Here is a 24,952-nt window from a genome sequence, read left to right as displayed (position 1 = left end):
ATCGCTTCGCGTTATAGGGCAAAATTTAGCACATGAAAGATGAACACAGCAGCAGAAGACGGGATTCGCATGGTACGCAGTTGAATCAGAGTTTGATTGACGGGATCAGTGTTCTACAGGCCTTGTCGGTGAATGAAAAACCTTGTGGCGTGCGTGAACTGGCGCGCTACTTAGAGCTAGACCCAAATCGGGTTAGCCGATTACTGCGAACGTTAGCGTATTTAGGAATGGCCCGACAAACCGCTGATCGCAAATATACGACAGGCTCTTCAATGCATGTGTTGGCTGCCCAGTCGTTATTTGCTTCACAGGCCATAACCGATGCTATTAGTACCTTGGAAAGTTTATTAGAGTTTGATTTGGTTGTTGCTTACGGTGTGTTATGGAAAGACAAAGTGACCTATCTTTTTCACGCCCTACCTGGCATGAAAGCGCATGAAGCGTTAGGACGAATAGGATATTATCCAGCGACTGCTTCCGGTGTTGGTTTATCACTACTATCTGGGTTAGATGACGAAGAGATTTGCTCTATTTATATGAACAAAGACATTCCATTTTTCGACAATAATCTTGATAAGTTATTGGCTAACCTGCGGGAAATCCGGGAACAAGGCTACGCTCACGTACACACTAAGTACCAAACACACCTATCGAGTGGTTCAGTGACGATTGCCGTAAATGTGGGCCATCCAGCTTATGGTGGCATCGCCTTATCGGGGAAAATAGATGAGCAAGACACGCAAAAGTACGTGACTTTATTAAAAGGTAAGGCTCAAGAAATTGAGCTTAAGAATCAAAAAATGAGTAAGTAAACTCGTTTCATACCGCTTGATAGACTAAATGCTTATTGGTTAATGATATTCAATTTTTTTAGCTACAGACAAAAAAAAACGGCGCTCACGAGGCGCCGTTTTTATTCACAGGGAACACATATTAAAATGAAAGGGATGAATTACGCCGGTTTGTTAGCGTCTTCAATCAATTTTTCTGTGCTACTAGCAATTTGTATTGTGCGTGGTTTTTTCGCTTCTGGTACCACACGTTCTAAATTAACGTGAAGCAGGCCATTTTCCATTTTGGCATTTAGCACGTTAACGTGGTCGCCTAGCTGGAATTTGCGTTCAAAATTACGCTCGGAAATACCCTTATGAATGAATTTTCGCTCTTCGTCTGAGCCGGCTTTGTTGCCAGTGACCTTTAAGGTATTTTCCTGAACCTCAATAGAGACTTCGCTTTCTGCGAAACCCGCAACTGCCATCGTGATGCGATATTTATCCTCAGCAATCAACTCAATGTTGTAGGGAGGGTAGCTAGATTGTTTTTCGTTACGAGATGCAGAGTCAATCATTGAAGCCAAGTGGTCAAAACCAATGAATGAACGGTATAGTGGAGATAGATCGATATTACGCATTTTGCATATCCTCTTTATAAAGCAATATGAGATTAAAGTGTCCCGACTAGCGGCGACGTTATTTGTAACGCGTTCCTCGCGTAACCCTTAGGGCTTTGCAGTTAGCTGCCAAATTCTTATCCGTTGAATTTGTGTCGACCCTTTCGGCGCCGACTAATACTATGTGGGATTAGCTTTTCATTTTTCAATTAAAAATATTAAAATAAATTTTAATATTTACTTAAGAGTATGATTTTAAAGTGATTACTTATTATTTTCTTTTGACATAAAAAAGCCCACGTATGTGTGGGCTTTTGCAAATATGCGAATTTAGCACTCTATTGTTTAACGCCCTCGATGTTTAACATAAGTTCAACATGGGTAGACGCAGGCCCTAAATTAGTCATTATACCGTAATCAGCCATGGCAATTCGGGTTGTACCTGAAAAACCTGCACGATAGCCGCCCCAAGGATCTTTACCTTCTCCAATTTTTTCCGCCATGATAATGACGGGCTTGGTAATACCATGCAGTGATAGATCACCAAAAATTTTCAAGCGCTCGCCACCTAAGCTTTCCACTTTAGTACTCACAAACTTGGCTTCAGGATATTTTTTTACGTATAGAAAGTCTTCACCCCGGAGGTGCTTATCGCGCTCAGCGTGATTTGAGTCAATACTGTCGGTATTGATTCTAATATTAATAATAGACGCTTCGGGCTTGGCTGGGTCATAACTGAAATTGCCATCAAAAGTATTAAAGCGACCCGTTAACCATGAATAACCCAAGTGTTGAATTTTAAAGTTAATCGAAGCATGAGCCCCCGATGTATCGACTAAATAATCGGCGGCGAATGCTTTGCTGGTTAGCAAAGCGAGCAAACCGAACGCTAAAAGTGACTTTTTCATTTCTGTTCCTTTTGTTGTTTAGTGGTAAGCATCCTTACCAATGTATTATCGTTATCTATAAAATGATGTTTAAGAGCTGCGAGGCCGTGCACGCTGGATAGTGCAATAAGGACGTATGCGACATATTCATGCACCATACCGGAAAAATCTTCTTGATCAGCAAAGAGCCGCCCAAGGGAGCCGAATTTAAACCAGTTAAATACGTCTATACCTCGGTCGTCTGCGGTGGAAATTAAATAACCGCTGACGAACAAAGAGAATATCAGTAAGTATAAAAAAATATGGGTAATTTTAGCACTCTTTTTTTGCCATTTTTTCCCCTGAGCATGGGGTGATGGTTGGGATAATTTCCATAGCAATCGTACAAGAGTCAATGCGATTAGTATCAGACCAACGCTTTTGTGATAGTGAGGTGCGTCGGTGTACCAAGGATGGTAATAATCTAAGTCAACCATCCACCAACCCACGGTGAACATACCGATAATAATAACGACACTTGTCCAATGGAAAATGATGCTTAGCCAGCCGTAGCCTCGGGTGTTATTTCTGAGCATTTAGGCGAAACCAATGAGGGATAATGATTACTATATCCTTGGTATTAATGAATTAATATGGCAAATTTACGAAATTTTGCCGCTCAAGTTTAGAATGCTTTAGTGTGCAGCGAGACAACAAATGGAAGTTATGTAACGTAGACAAAATTCAGTTTTGAAAAGATACGTAATTAAGCGTCCGAAAGCGAGGATGAATATAGCGTGTAAACGTCACTGAGGTAAAAAGACCAGCTTAGCAATCCATTTAGTCGAACTGCTAAGCGATATTACTTGTTATTTTATTTCGCGTGGCGGGCTTGCAGCACTTCAATTACATCGCTGAGGGATAAATCACTCGCTTGCAATAATACTAACAAGTGATAAAGCAAATCTGCTGACTCATTTTTTAGCTCGTCTAAATCTCTAACGGCAGCAGCTAATGCTGTTTCAACGCCCTCTTCACCCACTTTTTGAGCAATTCGTTTAATGCCTTCGCTATAAAGGTGAGCAGTGTAACTAGACTCTGGAGATGCACCTTTACGCGAAGCAATAACTTGTTCTAATTCAGCAATAAAGCTTACTGCGGGAGTTTTGGCATCAGCCCAACAGGTTTCTGTACCGTTATGGCATGTAGGGCCATTAGGATGAGCTAAAGCTAAAATAGAGTCTTGATCGCAATCAGCACTAAGCTCAACCAAATCAAGCGTGTGGCCAGAGGTTTCTCCCTTGGTCCATAACCGTTGCTTAGAGCGACTAAAAAAGGTGACATGACCAGTTTCAAGGGTGTGCGTAATCGCTTCGCTATTCATGTAACCCTGCATTAGGACTTTACCTGTGGTGGCATCCTGTACGATGCACGGTAGTAGGTTGTCCATTTTCTGCCAAGCCAGTTGTTCGATGTTTTGTTTACTGATGATCATGTTTATCTCGTATTCGTATCGTGAAAGTTTTCAGCGCCTAGAGGGTTGGGTAAGCCCTAAGCGGCATCATTGTGTGTGATCGGTTAGTCTCGTATCGCGACGTGCTGTTCCCTCAAATAGGCTTTTAATTCCGGAATAGGAATAATTCCCTTGTGAAAAACAGATGCGGCAAGTGCACCGTCAACGTCAGCTTGCTCAAATACATCTTTAAAATGTACTTTTTCGCCCGCGCCGCCAGAGGCAATCAAAGGTACGCCACAACTTTTACGAATAGCAGCTAGTTGGGTAATATCATAGCCTTGGCGCACGCCGTCTTGATTCATACAATTTAAAACAATTTCGCCTGCACCGTACTGCTGTACTTCTTTTACCCAATCACCTGTTTGCCAGTGAGTAATTTGCGTGCGACTTTCATCGCCGGTGTACTGATGAACTTGATACTGTCCTGTTTCTTCGTTGAAGAAGCTATCAATGCCCACTACTACGCACTGTTGTCCAAACGTATCATGCAATTCTCGAATAAGTGCAGGGTTGGCTAGAGCTGGGGAGTTTATGGATATTTTATCGGCTCCCATTTCCAGTATTCGCCCCGCATCATCTACTGACTTAATACCGCCAGCGACACAAAATGGAATATCGATTACCTGAGCGATACGCGTGACCCAGCTTTTATCTACAACGCGCTGGTCACTTGAGGCCGTAATATCATAAAAGACCAATTCATCAGCGCCTTGTTGTGCATATAGCTCAGCCAGAGGAACGATTTCGCCGATGATCTCGTGGTTGCGAAATTTAACGCCTTTTACCACAAGACCGTCACGAACATCTAAACAGGGAATAATGCGCCTAGCGAGCATAGAAAACCTTTTTCATTTTAATTTTTACGAATTACCGGCATCTACTTAAAAAAGCAGATGCCTGGAGGTAGATTACTTAACGCGTTTTAACCAACCATGCACATCGGGTGATTTGCCCCATTGGATGTCATTCAGGGCTTGGCGCAATTTAGCAGTTGTAGGCCCGGCTTCACCGTTGCCTACCGAGTACTCTTTGTCATTGTAGATAAATGTGCCAACAGGAGTCAGTACCGCAGCTGTGCCCGATAACGCAGCTTCAACGCCTGGTTTCGCGGCGCGTTCGAGTAGTTCAGTAACCGTTATATTGCGTTCACTGATTGTCATGCCTAAATCGGCAGCTAAGGTCAATATAGTACTGCGCGTTACGCCGTGTAAAAAGGACGAATCTAGGCCTTTCGTGATAATTTCATTACCGTCTATTAGTAAGAAATTTGCCGCGCCAGTTTCTTGTACATCCCCATTAGGGCAAAACAAAATTTGGTCAGCGTTGTAATCCACTCGCGCCTTAGAAATAGGGCCTAGCGCACTGGCGTAGTTACCACCGCTTTTGATCATGCCCATATGCGGAGCACAGCGCATTCCGGTTTCGTCTAACAGCAAACGCAGTGCTTTAGCACCGCCGGTGAAGTAATCACCAACGGGCGATAACAGCACGTATAACATAGATGTTAATGAAGGCGCAGCAGCTTTACCAATTGACGCCTCGGTACCAATATGAGTTGGACGAATATACATTGAGCCTGGCGGTAAGGGCACTTCATCAGCGTATTGGGCAACAATATCCATGATCATTTTCGCCACTTGATCTTCGTCGACTTCAGGCAAAGACAGAAAGCGGGCACTTTGTGCAAAGCGTTTAATGTTCTGGTCCATACGAAAGACATGAACACTGCCGTCTTCATGTTTAAATGCTTTTAAACCTTCGAAACAAGTGCTGGAGTAATGCAGAACATGAGCACCAGGGTGCAAGTTTATGCTTTGTGCTGAAACTGTTTTTGCTTCGCTCCACTGATTGTTTTCAAACGTTGCCAGTGCCATTTCAGGCATGAAAACCGTACCAAATACTGCCATCATTATTTCCTAAGTCGTGGGATCATGGTTTGCAATTAAATTAAGGGTGCATCGACCATATATCCATAAGTGGTTTATATCGCCTGATTATTCAGTCACCCAATTATTTAATAAGCTTGCGAACAGTGCAAACACTTCAGCCCAATCTATTGTTAGGATTCGTGTCTTATAAGCGTAAAATTGCCAATACGCACTGCTGTTTATTTATTAACTTTGCCAACACTCTATAGCTTGCTCAACAGTGAACTTACCTTCAAGCAGCGCGCGGCCTAAAATAACCCCGCTAACATGAGTGGGTTTTAGAACTGCTATATCATCGAGGTTACCAATGCCACCCGATGCTTGCCATTCAATGGTCGGAAATTTCGCCGTCATTTCACTGTACAGTTGGTGGTTCGCACCTTGCAATGTGCCATCACGACTGATGTCAGTACATAAAACATGTTTAGCACCAACGGATAGAAAATCGTTTAATAGGTCCTCTAGCGAGACACCTGAATTTTCTTGCCAGCCGTGGGTAGCAATAAATTTATTACCTTGCTCGTCAATATTGATATCAAGGGCCAGTACAATAGACTCACTGCCATACTTAGTTACCCAACCTTTGACCAACTCAGGTTCTTTAACCGCTAATGAGCCTATAACAACTCGCTTAACGCCTAATTCTAGTAATTGCGCCACGTCATGCTCGCTACGAATACCGCCGCCAGCTTGAAATTGCATACGCCCAGTGGCGACCATCTCACCAATTAATTTTAGTTGACGTTTATTGGTATCTTTAGCACCGGTCAAATCGACTATATGTAGCCACTTAGCACCTTGGTCAGCATAACTATTTACCACATCTATTGGGTCAAGCTCATATTGGGTTTTCTGCTCGTAGTCACCTTGGTAAAGTCGAACGACAGAGCCTTCAATCAAATCTATTGCTGGTATAATCATAATATTGCTTATAACTCGATAAAGTTTTTAAGTAGCGCCGCGCCAGCATCGCTGGAGCGCTCTGGGTGAAATTGCACACCAAAGAAATTATCTTTGTGTAACGCAGCTGAAAAGGGCATTCCGTAGTCTGTTTGCGCAAGGGTATACTCACCCAGAGCTACAGCAAAACTGTGTACAAAGTAAAAATAACTACCGGCATCAATGCCTTTAAACAAGGTATTTTGCTCAACGGGGCTTACCGTATTCCAGCCCATATGGGGTAGACGTAAATCACCTACTTTCATGCGTTTTACATCGCCTGGAATAAGCCCTAAACACTGGGTGCTATCCGCTAGGCTTTCTTCAGAGCGTTCAACCATCAACTGCATGCCCAAGCAAATCCCGAGAACGGGCTGGGTAAGTCCTTGAATACAGGATTTAAGCTGTTTTAGCTCGATACTCGCCATAGCGGCATTGGCACTGCCAACACCGGGTAAAAATACCTTATCGGCTTTTTGAATAATCTGAATATCATCAGACACATCGACTTTTACGCCTAAGCGCTCTACGGCAAACTTAACCGATGAGATATTGGCACAGCCCGTGTTAACAATAACGATATTCTGTTTGCTATTAACTAAAGGTACTGAAGTGCTCACTAGAGAGTTCCTTTGCTGCTGGGAAGGGCTTCGCCATTTTTCTGTATTGCTTGGCGTAATGCACGGCCAAACACTTTAAAAAGGCTTTCAACTTGATGATGGGCGTTGCCCTCAGATGTTGATAAATGCAGAGACAAGCCCATCGCTTGAGCAATAGAGTAAAAGAAATGCGGCACCATTTCGGTTGCCATTTCGCCTACTGTATCACGGCTAAATTCTGCTTCGAATTTAAGGTGCGGGCGGTTAGATATATCTAAAATACACTCTGCTCGACATTCATCCATCGGCAGTGCAAAACCGAAGCGGCCGATGCCTCTTTTATCACCCAAGGCTTTTTTGAGCGCTTCACCTAGTGCAAGTGCGGTATCTTCAACACTGTGGTGGTCATCAATATGTAAATCGCCATCTACCCGCAGAATGAGTTCAAATCCGCCGTGGGTAGCAATTTGATCAAGCATATGATCAAAGAAACCGATACCCGTTTCAATCGTCGATTTTGCCGTAGAGTCTAAATCGACTTTAACGTAAATATTAGTTTCGGATGTTTTGCGCACGACTTCAGCGATACGGCTTGACGCCAGCAGTTGCTTAGCGATAGCTGGCCAGTTTTTCGCTTCACGATCATAACGAATACCCACGATGCCCATGTTTTCGGCAAGTTGAATATCAGTTTCACGATCGCCAATTACAAATGAGCGCGTGAAATCTATTTTACCTTGTTGTAAATAGTCTTTAACCAAACCCAATTTAGGTTTGCGGCAGCTGCAGTTATCTTCTGGAAAATGCGGGCAAATCAATACATCATCAAATTTGATGCCTTGGCTGGCGAATATATCCATCATTTTATCGTGAGGTAAATCGAAATCCGCTTGAGGGAAGCTGTCTGTACCTAAACCATCTTGGTTTGACACCATCACTAAACGAAAACCGGCGTTTTGTAATTGCGCGAGTACCGGCACGACCATAGGTTCGAAAACCAGTTTGGCTAACGTATCAAGTTGCTTATCAATAGGGGGTTCTTCGACAAGAGTACCATCGCGGTCGATAAATAAAATGGCTTGCTGATTTAGGCTCACGTTAGGCCTCCTGCGTAGATGTTTGATTAATGAAAAAACGACTGATTTCGCTCAGCAATTGTTTATTTTGCTCTGGGCTTCCCACGCTGATGCGTAAGCAGTTATCCAAATTAAGTTGTTTTGATTGATCTCGTATTAAAATGCCGCGTGCCACAAGATGCGCCATTAAGGCTGATTTTTTAGCGCATCGAAATAAAATAAAGTTAGCTTTATCGTCACCGACTAATTCTACTTCAGCATATTCGTCAATTGCGTGTTTTAATTGTGTTTTTTCTTGATTTATTACAAGCACTTGTTGTTCAAGCGTTGTTAATCCATTTGGGCTCAAGGCTTGAGCTGCAATTTGCGCTACCGGCTCTGGAATAGGATAAGGCGCAATAACCTTCATTAACGCTTGTATAATCGGTGCTTGGGCAAGAGTAAAGCCACAGCGCAAACCCGCTAGAGCGAAGGCCTTAGACAAGGTACGTAAAATGGCAATATTAGGATAGTTATTGAGTTTATCGGCCCAACTGTTGTCCCGGTCAAACTCGATATAAGCCTCATCAATGACGACAATGGCGCTATCGGCAAAGTGTTCGATTACGTCGCGTAATTGGTTTTTATCAACTGAGGTACCTGTTGGATTATTCGGCGAGCAAATAAACACTAAGTTCACTTTGCCCTTGAAGGCTTTTATGGCTTGCAAATCCAGTGAAAAATCTTCTTTTAGAGGCGCTCGTTCAATTGCTACATCGCAGGTTTCTGCGCTAATCGCGTACATACCGTAAGTAGGAGGGCATATCAATATGCTGTCTTTACCTGGGGTACAAAATGCACGGATCAATAATTCAATTCCTTCATCTGCACCGCGGCTAACAAGTAACTGGTCGGTTTCAATGCCTGCGTATTGTGCGTATGCCTCGATCACTGCCGGGGGTTGGCAATCGGGATAGCGATTAAAGCGCTGGGCATCGATATCATAATCATTGGCAAACGGTGACTCGTTAGCATTTAGCCAAATTTGCTGCTTGTTTCCTGCTCCGGAAAACAACCGGCGAGCAGATTCATAGGGTTTTAATCCTTTGATATTTTCATTTAAAAGTAACGTGACTAAATTACTCACCGCTGTCTCCAGATCCTGAGTTAAGTGCTTCAAGGACGTCTAGACGAAGTGCTACAGCTTGTCTGTGGGCGTCTAAACCTTCCGCTTGTGCTAAATCCATTATGGCATTACCAATATTTTGTAAACCGGTGGCACTGAGTTCCTGCACGGTATAGCGGCGAATAAAGTCAGCGAGCCCCAAACTTGAATAATTGCGTGCGTAGCCATAAGTGGGTAATACGTGATTAGTGCCGCTGGCATAATCGCCGGCTGATTCTGGTGACCATTGGCCAACGAAAATAGAACCTGCATTATGCAGTTTCGGCAAACACGCGCGAGCTTGCTCAACTTGAATAATCAAATGTTCTGGAGCGTACTGATTACTCACTTCAATAGAGCTGTCCAATGAATCTGTTAAAATGTAACGACTATGGGACATGGCTTTACGCGCGGTATCTTGACGACTCAAGTTGGCTAATTGACGCTCAACCTCTCGTTCGGTCGCTTGAATAAGCGCGGGGCTGTCGCTCACTAAAATAGCTTGCGAGTCAGCACCGTGTTCCGCTTGAGAGAGTAAATCCGATGCAACAAATACCGGATTAGCTTGACCATCTGCTATCACTAACACTTCTGAGGGGCCTGCGGGCATATCAATAGCAGGACCCGCTGGAATGCGGCTTACTTGTTGTTTAGCTTCAGTAACAAAGCTATTGCCGGGACCAAAAATCTTGTCCACTTTGGCTATCGTGTTAGTCCCAAGGGCAAGAGCTGCAATGGCTTGCGCGCCACCGACTAAATAGATTTCATCGATATCACATAAGCTGGCTGCGTAGCGAATTTCGGCCGGTATGTCACCTTGCTTATTGGGCGGAGTGCACAACACTTTACGCGGGCAACCGGCTACTTGAGCCGTAACACCTAACATTAATACGGTAGAGATTAGCGGCGCACTGCCACCTGGAATATACAAACCCACAGACGCTAAAGGGGCGTGCCTTAACTCACACACTACACCTGGCGCAGTTTCAACTTTTACATCTGTGGGCTTTTGCGCACTGTGAAAAGCATGGATATTGGCATAGGCCGTATCGATTGCGGCTTTTACTTGTTCGTTAATGTTATGGTGTGCGTGAGCAAGTTCACTTGTTGCCAAGGAGATTTCGCCAAGCTCAACGCCATCAAAACGTGCTGTTAATTCCCGTAAGGCGTTATCACCGTTATCGGCAACCAGCTGAATGATCTCAGCGACTGTGTTACTGAGCGCTTTGTTATCCACCATTGCAGGGCGGCTTAACAATGCCCTTTGTTGACCTTGATTAAGGCTCGACCATGTTTGCATTTTCGTTCGTCTCACTGACCAATATTATGTATTGCGACCTGTATTGAAACTGAGCTGGCTTCTTATGCCTAGCCGTTAGCCCATCATTTTTTCGATTGGCATCACTAAAATTGAGCTACAACCCAAGGCTTTAAGTTTTTCCATGGTTTCCCAAAATAAAGTTTCCGAACTAACCACGTGTACTGCAACAGTTTCTTCACTGCCAGCAAGGGGCAATACTGTTGGACTGCCAGAACCTGGCAATAAACTTTTTACTTGTTCAAGATACGTTTTGGGGGCATGCAACATGATGTATTTGCTTTCTTTCGCCTGCATGACACCATCGATACGCGGCAAGAAGCGGCTCACGAGTTGCGCCTTGGCTTCGGGTAATTCGCCCGCGCGTTGGATTAGTACTGCTTTTGATTGAAAGATTTCTTCTTCTTCTTGCAGACCATTCGCTTCTAGGGTGGCACCGGTTGATACTAGGTCACATATGGCATCCGCTACACCCGCACGAGGAGCAACTTCAACCGAACCAGTAAGCATCACAGCTGTCGCATTAACATTGTTTTCTTTAAAGAAGCGTTCAAGTAGGAAAGGGTAGGTGGTGGCAACCTTTTTGCCTTCTAAAGATTGAACACCTTGATAGTTAAATTCGTTCGGTACAGCGATAGACAAACGACATCCACCGTAATCTAAACGGCGCAGCGTTTTAAATTCGAATTTCTTGCCAGATGCTTGACGCTCAAGCATTTTTTCTTCTAATTCATTTTCACCGATAAAGCCTAGATCAACAACGCCGTCCATAACTAAACCTGGTATGTCATCATCACGCACGCGTAATAGGTCGATAGGTAGGTTGGTTGCGTGAGCAATTAATAAGCGGTCACGAATTTGTAATTTAACGCCAATGGCTTTTAATAACGCAATACTGTCATCGCTTAAGCGACCTGATTTTTGAATTGCGATACGTAATCTGTTGTTGTCACTCATAAGTTGTTCGTCCTATTGTCATTTGCGTTAAGTCATCTAGCCGATGCTCATGAACTATAATTTTCAATGCCTTAAATGAAAAACCCCCGGAAGTTTCCTTCCGAGGGCTTGTTAATCGTTACGCCGCAGGAAGGAATCAATAGACCTTCCAGCACCAACCTGAAAGGTTATGCTATATGATGGTGATGATTTACTGGCGTAATTGAGATAAACATTGTAATTCTTGGGCCGTGTTTCGACTGAGGGCGCAAACATTAGCTAATTGGCTTGCTTAATGCAATAGTAAATCTCTAACTTTTCGCACAAAATTGTTGCAAAGTTAAATGGGAATAAGTTACTGCTAAAAAGCCTAATCCAAATTTGTCTATTTTGGCATAGCTAGGAATAAACACTTGCACTGATTGAAGGTTTAGGTTTAGAACAAGGTAAAATGAACCAGTGAGGCAGTTAAGTATCTAATCGTGTGTGATATCCGTCAATCACCAAGCCGTAAAATGCTTAGGTAGTTAATGGTCAAGGCACTATTTGAACTACTAACTAAATTATAGGGAAGCGACTCATGACCAGTGATCTATTGTTTTCTATACTTCCTCGAGAAGGCAAAGAGCCCATTTCTCGCGATGAACTTAAAGTCAAAAAAATTGATAAAAAAGATGCACTGGGCAAAATAGATGAAGACGATGAGCCCTATCATCCAGATAAAGACGATCCAAGAGAAAAGAAGCGTCTGCGCCAACATAAAGCAGACCACTCTGGTGAGCTTCTTGATGAAGAGCAGGCGGCAAAAGAACAAGCAGCAAAAGAAAAGGCGCTGATAAAAGGAAAGTCGGACGATCCTAAATTTATCGATATAGAGGTATAAAAATCATGGCCTCAGCTATTTGCTGGAAATGCGGTAAAGACCTATCCAATATCATTACCCCTGTTTCGCGCCGCGAAGAATGTAGTGCATGTAGAAGCGATATACACGCCTGTAAAATGTGCGTTTATTTTGATGCATCTAATCGCACCGGATGCGATGAAGAACGTGCAGAATATATTGTAGATAAAGAGCGTGCTAACTTTTGTGAGTATTACACGTTATCCAGCAGAGCCTTTGATGAGACTAAGTTGGATAAGCAACGTCAGGCAAAAGCACAATTGGCTGCTTTATTCGCAGACGAAGACTCTGTGGACGAAAAGCAACTGGATAAATCGGTTATTTCTAGTTTTAGCGATGGGAATGTCGAAGACAGTAATACTCAAGCAGCAGATTTACACCAAGAGGAAACCCCCGCTCAGGCCGCCGAGCGAAAGTTAAGAGATCTTCTTAATCAGTAACGACTTACATCACTCTAGTGACAAGTTTATTTCGACCTTTAAACTTAAATTAACCTTTAGTTTACAATTCATCTCCTTAGTGCTTGCAGCCTAAATCATTTTAAATCAATGCCTTATAAATTTATAAGGTTATTGATTGTCGATGTTGCACACAACTATTTGACAAATAACACACAGTGCCTTAACTTATGTCTTATATAAGATATAACATTGAAATTATTTTCCCAATTCATCTACCGTAGGAATGATTGTATGTCACTTAGTCAGAGCAAAATGCCAAAAGTCGGATTCGGCCTTTGGAAAATACCCCAAGATATATGTGCCGATGCCGTTTACGAGGCCATAAAAGCGGGCTACCGCCACCTTGATAGCGCATGTGATTATGGTAACGAAGTACAAGTTGGCCAAGGAATTAAGCGCGCCATAGAGGAAGGTATTTGTGCTCGTGAAGACTTATGGATTACATCAAAATTATGGAATACTTATCACGCAAAAGAGCATGTGCAACAAGCTATAGAGCGTTCGTTGGCGGATCTTCAACTTGATTATTTAGATCTTTACTTGATCCACTTTCCAATTGCTCAACCGTTTGTCGCTTTTGATGACCGTTATCCGCCAGAGTGGATCACTGATCCAAGTGCCGCTAATCCAAAAATGGAATTGGCGCCAGTGCCGCTTTATCAAACGTGGGAAGCAATGGAAGCTCTCGTTGAGAAAGGCTTAACGAAAGAAATTGGTGTGTGTAACTACAACACCGGTTTACTAAACGATTTAATGGCATACGCCAAAATTAAACCGGCTATGTTGCAAGTTGAGTCACATCCTTATTTAACCCAAGAACGCCTGATGAAGTTAGCCAATCAGTATGATATTCAAGTCACCGCTTTCTCGCCTCTTGGAGCACTATCATACCTTGAACTAGATATGGCAGGCGCTGCTGAATCAGTTTTAGAGCAAAGTGTGGTTAAAGCAGCTGCGCTGCGTCTGGGCAAAACGCCAGCACAGGTAGTGCTTCGTTGGGGTGTACAACGTGGTAATGCGATTATCCCCAAAACGTCTCGTCCTGAGCGGTTGGCAGAGAATTTAGCCATTTTTGATTTCGAACTTTCGCAACAAGAAATGGACGATATCAATGCTCTGAATAGCAATCGTCGCTTTAATGACCCAGGTCATTTCTGTGAAGAAGCATTTAATACTTTTTATCCAATCTACGATTAGGGTGTAATCATGTCAGTACAAGCGATTAATTATGTTGACGTACCGCATCAACTCAAAAGCGGTGATTCGGTTTTTCCTCGGGTGGTACTTAACGACGGTTCGGTAAAGACGTTGGATGATTGCGCCGCTTGGGTGGAGCAAAATAAAGCCGCTTTGGAAGCTGAACTTAAAGAGTCGGGGGCTATTTTATTTCGTGGTTTCCCTCTTGATTCGGCAGAAACGTTTGATGAGTTTTCGAATGCTTTTGGTTACCCAAATTTCACCTACAAAGAGTCGTTATCAAACGCGGTGCGTATTAACTTTACTGAGCGTGTATTTACGGCCAATGAGGCCCCAAAACACGTTGAGATATTTTTGCATCATGAAATGGCGCAAACGCCTATCTCACCAAGCAAGGTGTTCTTCTTTTGCAAAACAGCTGCCGATGAGGGCGGTGCTACGCCTTTATGTCGCTCTGATTTACTTTTCGCGGAGCTTAAAGCTCGGGAACCTAAGTTAGCCGAAGATTTTATTAATAAAGGTTTGAAATACACCACCCACATGCCAAATGAAAATGATATTGCATCTGGTCAAGGGCGCAGTTGGAAAAGTACATTAAGTGTCGAAAGTCATGAAGCTGCTGAAGCCAAATTAAAAGAGCTAGGTTATAGCTGGTCATGGACTGAAGACGGAGGCTTGCGTGCTACCACGCCGGTACTACCGGCAGTTGTTACCTTAGATAATGGCAAAGAAGTATTTTACAACCAGTTGATTGCTGCATTCATGGGCTGGAAGGGCGTGCGCGAAAATCCATCAAGTGCTATTACCTTTGGTGATGGCAGTGCTATACCGGCAGAAGGGTTACAACTCGCCACGGATTTGGCTAAAGACTACACCTTTGATCTGCCATGGCAGGATGGTGATGTAGCTTTAGTCGATAACTACATGAGCATGCACGGCCGTCGGCCATACTCTGGAGAGCGTAAGCGCGAAGTACTCGTTGCTTTAGCCATGAATTAATCGCATAACAATCCCCGAGAATAGCTCGCCTTAACGTCAGGTAATGATAATTATGGATAGAATAAAAACATTGCTGCCTGGCATTATGGTGGCGACAATTGTAGGCATGGCGGCGCTTTTTCTGAGCGAGCATTATGGTGCACCCGCTATGTTATTTGCCCTTTTACTGGGTATTGCGATGTCTTTTTTACACAATGGGACGCAATGTAAGACGGGTATTGAATTTACGGCCAGTACTGTCTTACGTATCGGCGTCGCGTTACTCGGCTTGCGTATAGCCTTTGGTGATCTAGTCGCGTTAGGATGGAAAACCGGCTTATTATTAGTTGTTGCCATTATGAGTACCATTTTATTAGGTGTAGTTCTTGCCAAGGCGTTTGGATTACAGAAACGTTTCGGTGTACTCACCGGTGGTGCGGTTGGCATTTGTGGCGCATCAGCAGCCATGGCAATCTCAGCTGTGTTGCCTGAAAGCAAAGACAAAGACCGCGATACTTTATTAACCATTATTGGAGTAACGGCGTTATCTACTATGGCAATGGTGGTTTATCCGATAATTGCCGGTATGTTGGAGTTAGACGAAACCGCTACCAGTATTTTCCTTGGCGGCACAATCCATGATGTAGCACAAGTCGTTGGTGCTGGGTATTCTGTATCTGAACAAACAGGCGTTTTGGCAACCTTAACGAAACTGGTTCGCGTCGCGTTATTAATGCCCGTGGTCGTGTGTATATTACTTGTATTGCGGATGAATCTGGATAAAGGCAGTCATGCCAAAGCACCAGGTATTCCCTTGTTTTTAATCGGTTTTGTTATTTTGATGAGCATTAATAGCATGGTAGCCTTACCCGAGGCACTGACCACAATATCGACCGATATCTCTCGCTTTGCACTAGTGATAGCCATTGCGGCTATTGGCATGAAATCGAATTTAAGCCAATTACTGACAGTGGGTGTTAAACCCATTTTATTACTTGTGCTGGAAACGGTTTGGATTGCTGGATTGATATTAGTATGCCTTCCTTATCTTTAAATTTATCTTAATGAGGTGATGTCATGAAACCCACTCAGACCAAGTCTGCGTCTGCTTTTTCTTCTGCCGATGAGTCATCGGCAATTTCCAGTGATTCTCATACCGATTCTGTTTCAGATACACCTAGCTTAGGTGCTTTGTCTTCCACACATAATACAAATTCACGAAGTGGCCTTTCCAGACGGCGCTTTATTTTAGGACTTGGTGCAATCACAGGTGCACAAACCTTACTCGCACCAATATTGCCCTCGGGCATGATTTCCAGTGCTTTGGCTCAAACGAATAACCCTACAACGATTATTGGGAAAAGTGCTGGGCTGGTGGTATTAAATGATCGCCCAATCAACGCCGAGACACCCGCCCATATGCTTGATGACAAAATTACCAAAGCAGAAAATATGTTTGTGCGTAACAACGGCATTCCGCCAACGACCATCGACGTGGCGAACTGGGTGTTAACCATCGAAGGGGAGTCAGCGCTGCAAACCAAGCAATATACACTGGCCGAGTTAAAGCAAAAATTTACCCACCACAGTTACCAATTAACATTGGAATGCGGTGGTAACGGACGCGCCGAATTTAGTCCTGGGGCTAAAGGCAATCAATGGACAACAGGTGCCGTAGCTTGCCCCAAGTGGACTGGGGTAAAATTAGCCGATGTACTTAAGGACGTCGGGATAAAAGATGATGCGGTTTACATCGGTTATTATGGAAAAGACACCCATATCAGTGGCGACCCAACTAAAGAAGCTATTTCACGTGGTGTACCAATCTCCAAGGCGCTTGAGGACGAAAACCTTATCGCTTGGGCCATGAACGACGCAGATATACCAATTATGAACGGTCATCCGTTAAGGTTAGTCATAGGTGGCTGGCCAGCATCGACCTCAGGTAAATGGCTTGAGCGCATTGTGATACGGGACCGAGTGCACGATGGGGCTAAAATGGCAGCGCCTGCTTATCGCGTTCCTTGCGAACCGGTAGCCCCTGGTAGCGAGGTTGCAGCGCAAGATATGTGTATTATTCACGCCATGCCGGTTAAATCTTTAATAACGTATCCAAAATCTGGTGAAAGCCATAAAAAAGAAGCTAAATTTGTTGTGCGTGGTCATGCTTGGGCTGGGGATAAAGCCGTCCGTGGTGTTCAGATTTCTGTCGATTTCGGGCAAACGTGGCAATCCGTTTCGCTAGAAAAACCAGCTAATCGTAATGCTTGGCAACATTGGCATAGTGAAATTCAATTCCCTACTAAGGGGTACTTCGAAGTATGGGCGAAGGCAACCGATAGTGACGGTGTGAGTCAGCCGATGATATTGCCAGGTTGGAACCCCAAAGGTTATTTAAACAATGCATGTCACCGCGTTGCTGTACAAGTGGTGTAATGATGAGTACATCACTTTTTACACTTAGAGATTTAAAGCCTTGGTGGTGCAAAATACTCGCTTTACTGACGGTTGCTTTATTCAGTGTTACAAACGCTATGGCTGAAACTATTGTTCCACAAAGTGACGTCGATCCCGCTTCTGGCTTCGTCATTAAGCCCGGATTTGAAACGGTACGGGCCAATTGCACAGCCTGTCATTCCGGTAAATTAGTGACGCAAAATCACATGAGTCGAGAACGCTGGTTAACGACTATCCGCTGGATGCAAAAAACGCAGAATCTGTGGCCTTTACCTCAAGAAAAACAGATACTCGATTATTTGAGCGCTAACTATGGCGAACGAACAACAGGCCGTAGAGCACCATTACCCGCAAATTTGATGCCTGATAAGGTTAAATAACCTGCCCACCTCTAAACGCAACAAGCCTAGTGATTACTGGGCTTTTTTAAGTCTGATATCAAAGGTGTTATAACGATAAATTCATCCAATGTTATCGAGTGAGCACAACGGGGCGGGTAGCGTATGAATCAGGTCAGTGACGCGATGAGGAGAGGTATAAGCGGATTTATCAACGCCTAATTTTGGCGCCATGGCTTGTTCAAACAACATGAAATGGCGGACTAAACATTCTTCAAATTCATTTGTTTCGTCCGCCCAGGTTTCTGTTAGAAAAGGTGTTAGGGATACGGGCGCATGCGCGTACATAATTATCATCCATTTGGTGTCCCACATTCGTATTTGATTCTCGGGAAAGTTGTGATTGTGGGCATCAACCAAGCCAACGACAAAATCTTCGATATCTTCACGATTATTCATAAAATAATCAACTAATCCATCTTCCTGGCGAACGGCATCAGCCAGTAATTGAATTGGCTGCTTAAACGTAAGCATATAGGCCAACATCCGGCGAGAAAATTCGAATAGCTTTAAATTTGCTGGGTAACTTTCAGGGATATTTTTATATACAACAGACATATACTCAGCGATCGAGTCGTGAAGCTCATCGATAATCGAATGCCAGATACTCTCTTTGCTACCAAAATGATGGCGGATCAAGCTATGTGATACGCCGGCTTTATCGCTAATATGGCGCAATGAAACTCGCTCGAACCCCAATTTACTAAATAAATCAGCCGCTACTTTTAATATGTCTAATTTGGTTTTCTGCGCATCTTCGGCGCTTCTACGCCCTTGCTTCCGCTCTTTCATTTCAATTTCTCACTTATTCGATGGCGGTGTTGTAACAGACATTTACATTGTTTACATCTCTATAATGTACCGAGTGGTAAATATAAGTTGATCTTAACTAAGTTTTAAATATACTGCACGACTGTATAGTATATTACTATACAAGTGGGCAATAAAATAGAGATGGTGTAATGTTAAGTAGAAATGTCAGTCGCATATTGGGCTTCCTTGGGTTTATCTTGCTAGTCAGCGCAGGTTTGACGGGGTGCAATAATGTTAACTCTCAGGAAGTGAATCGGGTTGTTAAACCTGTAAAGTTAACTAGGGTGCCAGACCTTAGTAGTCAACACACTGATAGCTTTATCGGTAAATTAGATGCCACTGAACGAGCTGTACTATCATTTAATGTGGCGGGGGAAATAGACTCTGTTATGCCTCGCATGGGCAAGCAGATCACAAAAGGTGAATTGCTGGCAGCGCTAGATCCCACTGATTATCAGCTCGCTTTGGACACTCGTCAAGCAGAGTTCGATTTGGCCGAAACTCAGTTTTTAAGAGCCAAGGCGTTGATTAAAGATTTGCTGATAAGCAAAGATCTATTCGATCAAACTGAAACGAATTATAAAGTGGCCAAGGCCCAATTAGCGCAAGCTAAAACGGATTTAACTTACACTAAAATCATCGCGCCATTTGATGGCACTGTGTCATTAACCAATGCTGAATCACATCAAGTGGTGGCCGCAAATCAAGCTGTGATGAAAGTACTAAACAATACGGTGATGGATGTCATTTTTACTGTACCGGTGAGCTTTGTTTCGCAATATGGTGTGGGTGCGATTAATCGCTCACAGGTGTGGGTGACGATGGATTCTGCTCGTGATCAAAAAATGCCTGCCCAGTTTAAGGAAATATCCACCCAGCCGAACACAGATACTAATACCTACACAGCTCGGGTAACGGTTCACCGTCCTGCTAATGTGACTTTGCTATCTGGTATGAGCGGTCAAGTGCATGTTGCAAATCCTGAGAAAAAACGTCAATTCACATTACCTAGAACGGCATGGATCAATAGAGACGGTGACAATGGTCACGTGTGGAAGTTTGAGCCTAACGAAAAACGGGTTATGAAAACTGCTGTTGTTTTGGATAATAATGGGATTATTCGTAGTGGGTTACAACAAGGTGATCTAATAGTTGAAACCGGTATTGCTGGCCTGGTGGAAGGTCAACGTGTGAAGCGTTGGGTTGAAGAGGACGGTATTTAATGAGAGCGACAAAACTAAGTGCTTTGTTTGCCGGTTTGATTATGCTGCAGGCCTGTACGCCAAATATTGAACATAGAGAAAAACCACCGCTTATTTTAGATACGATCACAGTGCTAGCGCCGATTGAAACACAATTTAGGGCGTTCAATGGCCAGGTGATTGCTCCCGAACTTACGCCACTTTCATTTCGCCTTGAAGGTGAAATTTTAGATGTGTTGGTGCAAGAAGGCGATGACGTTAAAAAAGGCCAAACATTAGCTATTTTGGATGATAGTAAACGCAAAGAGACACTAAAAGATGCCCAAGCGAAACTCGATTTAGTGGCCCGCCAATTGGACAGAGGAAAGGGGTTAAGAGAAAGAGAAATGTTGTCTTCCTCTGAATTAGATGAGTTAAAGGCCAATTATAAATTAGCCGTAGCGAACACTAAATTAGCTGAAGTGCAACTTGGCTACACGCTAATTAAAGCCCCTGTAGATGGCATTATCTCGCAAGTATCAAAGCAAGACTTTGAACGTATAGGTGCGGGTGAAACGGTGCTGAGTATTTACCAGAGTAAAGATGTATACGTGGAAATTTCAGTTTCAGACACCGTACTGACTCGACTAATGCCTTTATTGCGCGCACCTAGCTACAAACCGGTGGCGCATTTCAATGGTTACCAAGGACAGTATCAGCTAGATTATTTAGAACATACTAGCGAATTAAATCCTGGAACTCAGACTTACCAGTTCTGGCTTAAAATGCCTCAAGTTAGCCCTAAGATTCTCCCTGGTACTAATGTACAAGTCAGCGTAGACATGGTTAAGGGGCAAATGTCGTTGCTACAAGGATATGCCTTACCAATGACCGCGCTAGACAGTGGTAATGAGCATGGTCAATTCAAAGTGTGGAAAATCCAAGATGGAAAAGTGTCATCAATACCAGTACAGGTGAGTCAAGTTAAATCCAATGGAGTAATAGTCACCAGTGGTGTTCGAGAAGGCGATGTTTTAGCCAACTCCAATTTAAGAAAATTACGACAGGATATGACGTTACCAGGAGCAGCACAGTGAACATCGCCGAATACTCAATTAAACACAAAGTTATTAGCTGGTTATTTGTTGCTATTTTAACCCTGGGGGGAATATCAGCGTTCAATGGTTTGGGACGCTTAGAAGACCCTGCATTTACCTTAAAAGATGCCTTGATCATCGCTACGTATCCTGGTGCAACGCCACAAGAAGTGGAAGAGGAACTGACGTACCCATTAGAACGCGAGATTCGCCAGTTGCCTTATATCGATAATATTACCTCGATTTCATCAACAGGCATGTCGCAACTTAAAGTCAGTATGAAGTCCATCTATGGCCCAGAAAGTCTACCGCAGATATGGGATGAAATGCGCCGTAAAATAAACGATGCTCAGCCCACACTGCCTTCAGGTGTGAGTTCACTGCAAATCCTTGATGATTTCGGTGATGTATTCGGCATTATGATCATGATAACAGGCGATGGCTACGATGCCGTTGAGCTTAAACGCTACGCGGATCAGTTACGACGTGAGCTGGAGTTGGTGCAAGGGGTAGGCAAGGTATCGGTTTCTGGCGATCAACAAGAGCAACTTTTTGTAGAGTTATCGCTAGAGCGCTTAGCATCTCTTAATTTGGATATGAGCACAGTCACGGGGTTACTTAATCAGCAAAATAGCGTGCAGCAATCCGGCCAAGTAATGGTCAATGGGCAGTCACTAATTATCCGCCCAAGCGGCACATTGAGTTCAGTTGAAGAACTAGAAAACTTAATTATTCATGGACGAGACACAGGTAATCTTATTCGCTTAAAAGATGTTGCCAACGTTTCTCGAGGCATTGCCGAACGCCCAAGCAACGTGGTCACCTTTAATGGTAGCCAAGCTATTAGTTTAGGCATTTCATTTGCCCCTGGGGTGAACGTGGTTGAAATCGGAAAACACATCGAACAAGAGTTTACTACTTTGCAAAGTATTAAACCTGCGGGTGTTGAGCTGAATTACTTTTATAATCAAGCCGTTGAAGTAGATAAGTCAGTAAGCAATTTTGTACTCAGCCTTGCTGAGGCGGTGGGAATTGTTATCTTAGTATTGCTATTTGCCATGGGCCTACGCAGCGGCATTATTATCGGTAGCGTACTGCTACTGACGGTTTTCGGTACATTTATGCTAATGAGTTATAGTGGTATTGAATTGCACCGTATTTCTCTCGGCGCTCTTATTATCGCCCTCGGTATGCTGGTGGACAACGCCATCGTCGTGGTAGAGGGGATCCTCGTTGGCCTCAAAAAAGGTCGTACCCGGATGCAAGCTTCAGTGGATATCGTAAAGCAAACCCAGTGGCCATTACTCGGAGCGACGGTAATAGCAATAACGGCATTTGCGCCCATTGGTTTGTCTGAAGATGCTACTGGTGAGTTTATGGGCTCACTGTTTTGGGTATTGTGTTATTCGTTATTTTTAAGCTGGATCACAGCGCTGACGTTAACGCCATTCTTAGCGAACTTATTACTTAAAGAGAAACCACAAAATAGCGATGGCAGTGCTGATAACAACGAAGAAGACGACGACGACGCATACAAGGGCGCATTATTCGTTCTCTTTGGTTCGTTATTGCATTTCGCCCTGCGTTTTCGCTGGGTAACGGTTGCAGCAATGGTAGTGATGCTTGTGGTTGCAGTCATTGGTTTTGGTAATGTTAAGCAGTCTTTCTTCCCTGCCTCTAACACGCCTATGTTTCATGTTGATATTTGGATGCCGCAAGGCACCGATATTCAGCAAACGATTAAGCAAAGCGCCGAAGTAGAAAAATACTTAGGCACACTTGAGCATGTAGAATTTGTTGCCTCATCTGTGGGCCAAGGTATGCAACGCTTTATGTTGACCTATCAACCTGAACAAAGTTATGCAGCGTTTGCGCAGATAACGGTGCGAGTCGATACCCGTGACAATATGTTTACGTTGCTTAATGGCCTAGAAGCAGACCTAAACAAAACATTTTCTCAGCCAACATTTCGCCTTAGGGTGATGGAGTTTGGGCCTACGCCTGCTTCAAAAATTGAAGCACGGATCATCGGTTCTGACCCAGAAGTATTACGCAGCCTTGCGCGACAAGTTGAAGACGTGTTTAACGCAGACCCAGGGGCACGCAATATTAGGCATGATTGGCGCGAACGCACCAAAGAGCTAGCGCCACAGTTTAATGAATCAAAAGCACGACGTTTGGGAATTTCTAAACAGGACTTATCAAGCACCCTGCAAATGGCATTTGGTGGTAGCACCATCGGAATTATTCGAGATGGTACTCATATGTTGCCTGTGGTAACGCGCTTACCGGAAGAAGAACGGGTTGATTTTGAGTCTTTAGAAAATTTGAATATTTGGAGTCCGACTCTACAAACGTATATTCCCGTTGAGCAGATTATTGACGGGGTAAAAATGGATTGGGTTGAACCTCTAATTTTACGTCGTGATAGAAAGCGGACGCTAACGGTGATGGCCGATCATGATGTGCTAGGGGATGAAACTGCCGCTGCTTTGTTTGCTCGTGTACGCCCTAAAGTTGAGGCATTAGTGTTACCTGAAGGATATGAGTTGTCATGGGGTGGTGAATATGAGTCGACCAATGACGCGCAGTCCGCCATGTTTAAATCGTTGCCTTTGGGCGCATTGGTGATGTTCATTATTACCGTATTTTTGTTTAATTCAGTGCGTAAACCACTGGTCATTTGGTTTACTGTGCCGTTGGCGATTATAGGTGTATCTATGGGATTACTGGCCACCGGCATGCCATTTAGTTTCACGGCTTTGCTTGGGTTACTTAGTTTGAGCGGTATGATCTTGAAAAATGGCATTGTGCTGATGGATCAAATCAATATTGAATTAGATTCAGGCAAAGCCCCGTATGAAGCTGTATTTGATAGTGCTATCAGCCGTGTGCGACCGGTTAGTATGGCAGCAATGACGACTATTTTAGGTATGATACCGCTAATGTTTGATGCATTTTTTGGCTCAATGGCCATTACTATCATGGCAGGACTCGGTTTCGCCACCGTATTAACGCTAATAATGGTGCCTGTGTTGTTTGCGATTTTTTATAAGGTGAAACCTACTACGGCATAAACCCGTAGCAATTTACATTTTTTACAACGTTATTAACGTTAAGCTTAGCAGCCTTCCTAGGCACCTTTGGCCCTACATTTTTTGTAGGGCTTTTTTTATGTGTTCTGTGAAGGGTACTCAACTTGCTCGCAAATGACTGAGTATTTTACAGTCTTTTATTTGTTCATTTTCACAGCAATTTACTAACGATTGTAAGTTCTGCTCTAATAGCTGCAGCTCATATTGGGCAACCTGTATTTTTTCGAGTTGTTGTGCAATCAATGCATCGACTTGTGAACAGGAGGCATTACTATCACTTTGTACTGCAACCAATGTCTTAATATCAGCCAATGGCATTCGAAGCTCTTTACAGCGACGTATAAAGTTTAAGGATAAAACATCTTGATGTCGGTAAAAGCGGTAGCCATTTTCTCCGCGCTTGGGATTTGGTAGTAAACCGATATCCTCATAGTAGCGGATCGTTTTTGTATTTACGCCAGTGACAGTGGCTAATTGTTTTATTTGCATGCGATTTTGACCTTCCGGTTACTGGAAGGTTTATTCTACGCCTAATAACCCGTAATTCAATGAGAGTAATATGCGTGAATGTTGTGGTGTGAACGTTCAAGATAAAGAACAGCGTACGTTATTATGGACGGTACTGGGTCTTAATGGTGGCATGTTTTTGTGGAATTTATTTC

The 24,952-nt window shown here is 43.6% G+C and carries 25 protein-coding genes and 1 other annotated feature; of the genes, 11 read left to right on the top strand and 14 right to left on the bottom strand.

The features are described 5' to 3' along the window. Positions 1-32 precede the first annotated feature (32 nt). On the top strand, positions 33-812 hold the full coding sequence (locus GQS54_RS21230; RefSeq protein ID WP_166425923.1) for a helix-turn-helix domain-containing protein: 780 nt from the start codon (positions 33-35) through the stop codon (positions 810-812). 140 nt (positions 813-952) lie between these two features. Here GQS54_RS21230 and GQS54_RS21225 read toward each other — a convergent pair whose 3' ends face one another. The 12 genes from GQS54_RS21225 to hisG all read right to left on the bottom strand — a co-directional run bounded on the left by GQS54_RS21225 (position 953) and on the right by hisG (position 11,733). Beyond that, positions 953-1,411, bottom strand: coding sequence for an Hsp20 family protein (locus tag GQS54_RS21225; protein ID WP_166425922.1), 459 nt, complete (start codon positions 1,409-1,411; stop codon positions 953-955). A 317-nt stretch (positions 1,412-1,728) separates the two neighbouring features. Beyond that, positions 1,729-2,298: a YceI family protein gene (locus GQS54_RS21220; protein WP_166425921.1), complete on the bottom strand. Its 570-nt coding sequence runs from the start codon at positions 2,296-2,298 to the stop codon at positions 1,729-1,731. Continuing rightward, on the bottom strand, positions 2,295-2,852 hold the full coding sequence (locus GQS54_RS21215; RefSeq protein ID WP_166425920.1) for a cytochrome b: 558 nt from the start codon (positions 2,850-2,852) through the stop codon (positions 2,295-2,297). The genes GQS54_RS21220 and GQS54_RS21215 overlap by 4 nt, the downstream gene beginning before the upstream one ends. Before the next feature lie 278 nt (positions 2,853-3,130). Next, positions 3,131-3,751, bottom strand: a complete 621-nt coding sequence (gene hisIE / locus GQS54_RS21210) for a bifunctional phosphoribosyl-AMP cyclohydrolase/phosphoribosyl-ATP diphosphatase HisIE (protein ID WP_166425919.1) — start codon at positions 3,749-3,751, stop codon at positions 3,131-3,133. Positions 3,752-3,834: 83 nt separating this feature from the next. Next, a complete protein-coding gene (hisF, locus tag GQS54_RS21205) occupies positions 3,835-4,608 on the bottom strand; it encodes an imidazole glycerol phosphate synthase subunit HisF (protein WP_166425918.1) in 774 nt (257 codons plus the stop codon). A gap of 72 nt (positions 4,609-4,680) precedes the next feature. Next, positions 4,681-5,679 (bottom strand): branched-chain amino acid aminotransferase, encoded by a 999-nt coding sequence (locus tag GQS54_RS21200; RefSeq protein ID WP_166425935.1) that lies wholly within the window; start codon positions 5,677-5,679, stop codon positions 4,681-4,683. 207 nt (positions 5,680-5,886) lie between these two features. Continuing rightward, a complete protein-coding gene (gene hisA / locus GQS54_RS21195) occupies positions 5,887-6,621 on the bottom strand; it encodes a 1-(5-phosphoribosyl)-5-[(5-phosphoribosylamino)methylideneamino]imidazole-4-carboxamide isomerase (RefSeq protein WP_166425917.1) in 735 nt (244 codons plus the stop codon). Positions 6,622-6,629: 8 nt separating this feature from the next. Continuing rightward, the gene (hisH, locus tag GQS54_RS21190; protein ID WP_166425916.1) at positions 6,630-7,259 is read right to left on the bottom strand and encodes an imidazole glycerol phosphate synthase subunit HisH; all 630 of its coding nucleotides are present in this window, start codon (positions 7,257-7,259) and stop codon (positions 6,630-6,632) included. Next, positions 7,259-8,335, bottom strand: coding sequence for a bifunctional histidinol-phosphatase/imidazoleglycerol-phosphate dehydratase HisB (gene hisB, locus GQS54_RS21185; protein ID WP_166425915.1), 1,077 nt, complete (start codon positions 8,333-8,335; stop codon positions 7,259-7,261). The genes hisH and hisB overlap by 1 nt, the downstream gene beginning before the upstream one ends. A gap of 1 nt (position 8,336) precedes the next feature. After that, entirely contained in the window at positions 8,337-9,440 is a 1,104-nt protein-coding gene (gene hisC, locus GQS54_RS21180) for a histidinol-phosphate transaminase (RefSeq protein ID WP_346766598.1), read from the bottom strand. Further along, complete coding sequence (hisD, locus tag GQS54_RS21175; RefSeq protein ID WP_166425914.1) at positions 9,433-10,758, bottom strand: histidinol dehydrogenase; 1,326 nt, start codon at positions 10,756-10,758, stop codon at positions 9,433-9,435. The genes hisC and hisD overlap by 8 nt, the downstream gene beginning before the upstream one ends. A 75-nt stretch (positions 10,759-10,833) precedes the next feature. Next, positions 10,834-11,733 carry an ATP phosphoribosyltransferase gene (gene hisG / locus GQS54_RS21170; RefSeq protein WP_166425913.1) on the bottom strand — a complete coding sequence of 300 codons (900 nt, stop codon included), beginning with the start codon at positions 11,731-11,733 and terminating at the stop codon, positions 10,834-10,836. Between the two features lie 78 nt (positions 11,734-11,811). Continuing rightward, positions 11,812-11,925 (bottom strand) — a sequence feature (His leader region). A 367-nt stretch (positions 11,926-12,292) separates the two neighbouring features. Here hisG and GQS54_RS21165 point away from each other — a divergent pair. The 7 genes from GQS54_RS21165 (at position 12,293) to GQS54_RS21135 (ending at position 18,086) form a co-directional block, all read left to right on the top strand. Continuing rightward, a complete protein-coding gene (locus tag GQS54_RS21165) occupies positions 12,293-12,595 on the top strand; it encodes a hypothetical protein (protein WP_166425912.1) in 303 nt (100 codons plus the stop codon). A 5-nt stretch (positions 12,596-12,600) separates the two neighbouring features. Then, positions 12,601-13,053: a hypothetical protein gene (locus GQS54_RS21160; RefSeq protein WP_166425911.1), complete on the top strand. Its 453-nt coding sequence runs from the start codon at positions 12,601-12,603 to the stop codon at positions 13,051-13,053. Positions 13,054-13,305: 252 nt separating this feature from the next. Next, on the top strand, positions 13,306-14,271 hold the full coding sequence (locus GQS54_RS21155; RefSeq protein WP_166425910.1) for an aldo/keto reductase: 966 nt from the start codon (positions 13,306-13,308) through the stop codon (positions 14,269-14,271). 9 nt (positions 14,272-14,280) lie between these two features. Further along, complete coding sequence (locus GQS54_RS21150) at positions 14,281-15,270, top strand: TauD/TfdA family dioxygenase (RefSeq protein WP_166425909.1); 990 nt, start codon at positions 14,281-14,283, stop codon at positions 15,268-15,270. Positions 15,271-15,322: 52 nt separating this feature from the next. Next, on the top strand, positions 15,323-16,303 hold the full coding sequence (locus tag GQS54_RS21145) for a putative sulfate exporter family transporter (protein WP_166425908.1): 981 nt from the start codon (positions 15,323-15,325) through the stop codon (positions 16,301-16,303). 23 nt (positions 16,304-16,326) lie between these two features. Beyond that, a complete protein-coding gene (locus GQS54_RS21140) occupies positions 16,327-17,685 on the top strand; it encodes a sulfite oxidase (RefSeq protein WP_166425907.1) in 1,359 nt (452 codons plus the stop codon). Between the two features lie 98 nt (positions 17,686-17,783). Beyond that, the gene (locus GQS54_RS21135; RefSeq protein WP_166425933.1) at positions 17,784-18,086 is read left to right on the top strand and encodes a hypothetical protein; all 303 of its coding nucleotides are present in this window, start codon (positions 17,784-17,786) and stop codon (positions 18,084-18,086) included. Positions 18,087-18,167: 81 nt separating this feature from the next. On the opposite strand, the gene GQS54_RS21130 is transcribed toward GQS54_RS21135, so the two are convergent. Next, complete coding sequence (locus GQS54_RS21130; RefSeq protein ID WP_166425906.1) at positions 18,168-18,896, bottom strand: TetR/AcrR family transcriptional regulator; 729 nt, start codon at positions 18,894-18,896, stop codon at positions 18,168-18,170. Between the two features lie 170 nt (positions 18,897-19,066). On the opposite strand from GQS54_RS21130, the gene GQS54_RS21125 reads away from it, so the two are divergent. From GQS54_RS21125 to GQS54_RS21115, 3 genes are read left to right on the top strand one after another with little or no spacing between them, the layout of a single operon-like run. Next, positions 19,067-20,140, top strand: coding sequence for an efflux RND transporter periplasmic adaptor subunit (locus GQS54_RS21125; RefSeq protein WP_166425905.1), 1,074 nt, complete (start codon positions 19,067-19,069; stop codon positions 20,138-20,140). Continuing rightward, positions 20,140-21,195: an efflux RND transporter periplasmic adaptor subunit gene (locus tag GQS54_RS21120; RefSeq protein WP_166425904.1), complete on the top strand. Its 1,056-nt coding sequence runs from the start codon at positions 20,140-20,142 to the stop codon at positions 21,193-21,195. Before GQS54_RS21125 ends, GQS54_RS21120 begins: the two co-directional genes overlap by 1 nt. Further along, on the top strand, positions 21,192-24,272 hold the full coding sequence (locus GQS54_RS21115; protein WP_166425903.1) for an efflux RND transporter permease subunit: 3,081 nt from the start codon (positions 21,192-21,194) through the stop codon (positions 24,270-24,272). Before GQS54_RS21120 ends, GQS54_RS21115 begins: the two co-directional genes overlap by 4 nt. A 117-nt stretch (positions 24,273-24,389) precedes the next feature. Here GQS54_RS21115 and GQS54_RS21110 read toward each other — a convergent pair whose 3' ends face one another. Then, complete coding sequence (locus GQS54_RS21110) at positions 24,390-24,779, bottom strand: Cd(II)/Pb(II)-responsive transcriptional regulator (protein ID WP_166425902.1); 390 nt, start codon at positions 24,777-24,779, stop codon at positions 24,390-24,392. Between the last annotated feature and the right edge of the window lie 173 nt (positions 24,780-24,952).

Source organism: Paraglaciecola sp. 20A4 (assembly GCF_011378905.1).
In the GTDB taxonomy this organism is placed as follows: Bacteria; Pseudomonadota; Gammaproteobacteria; order Enterobacterales; family Alteromonadaceae; genus Paraglaciecola.
This window is presented reverse-complemented; position numbering and strand designations above follow the sequence as displayed.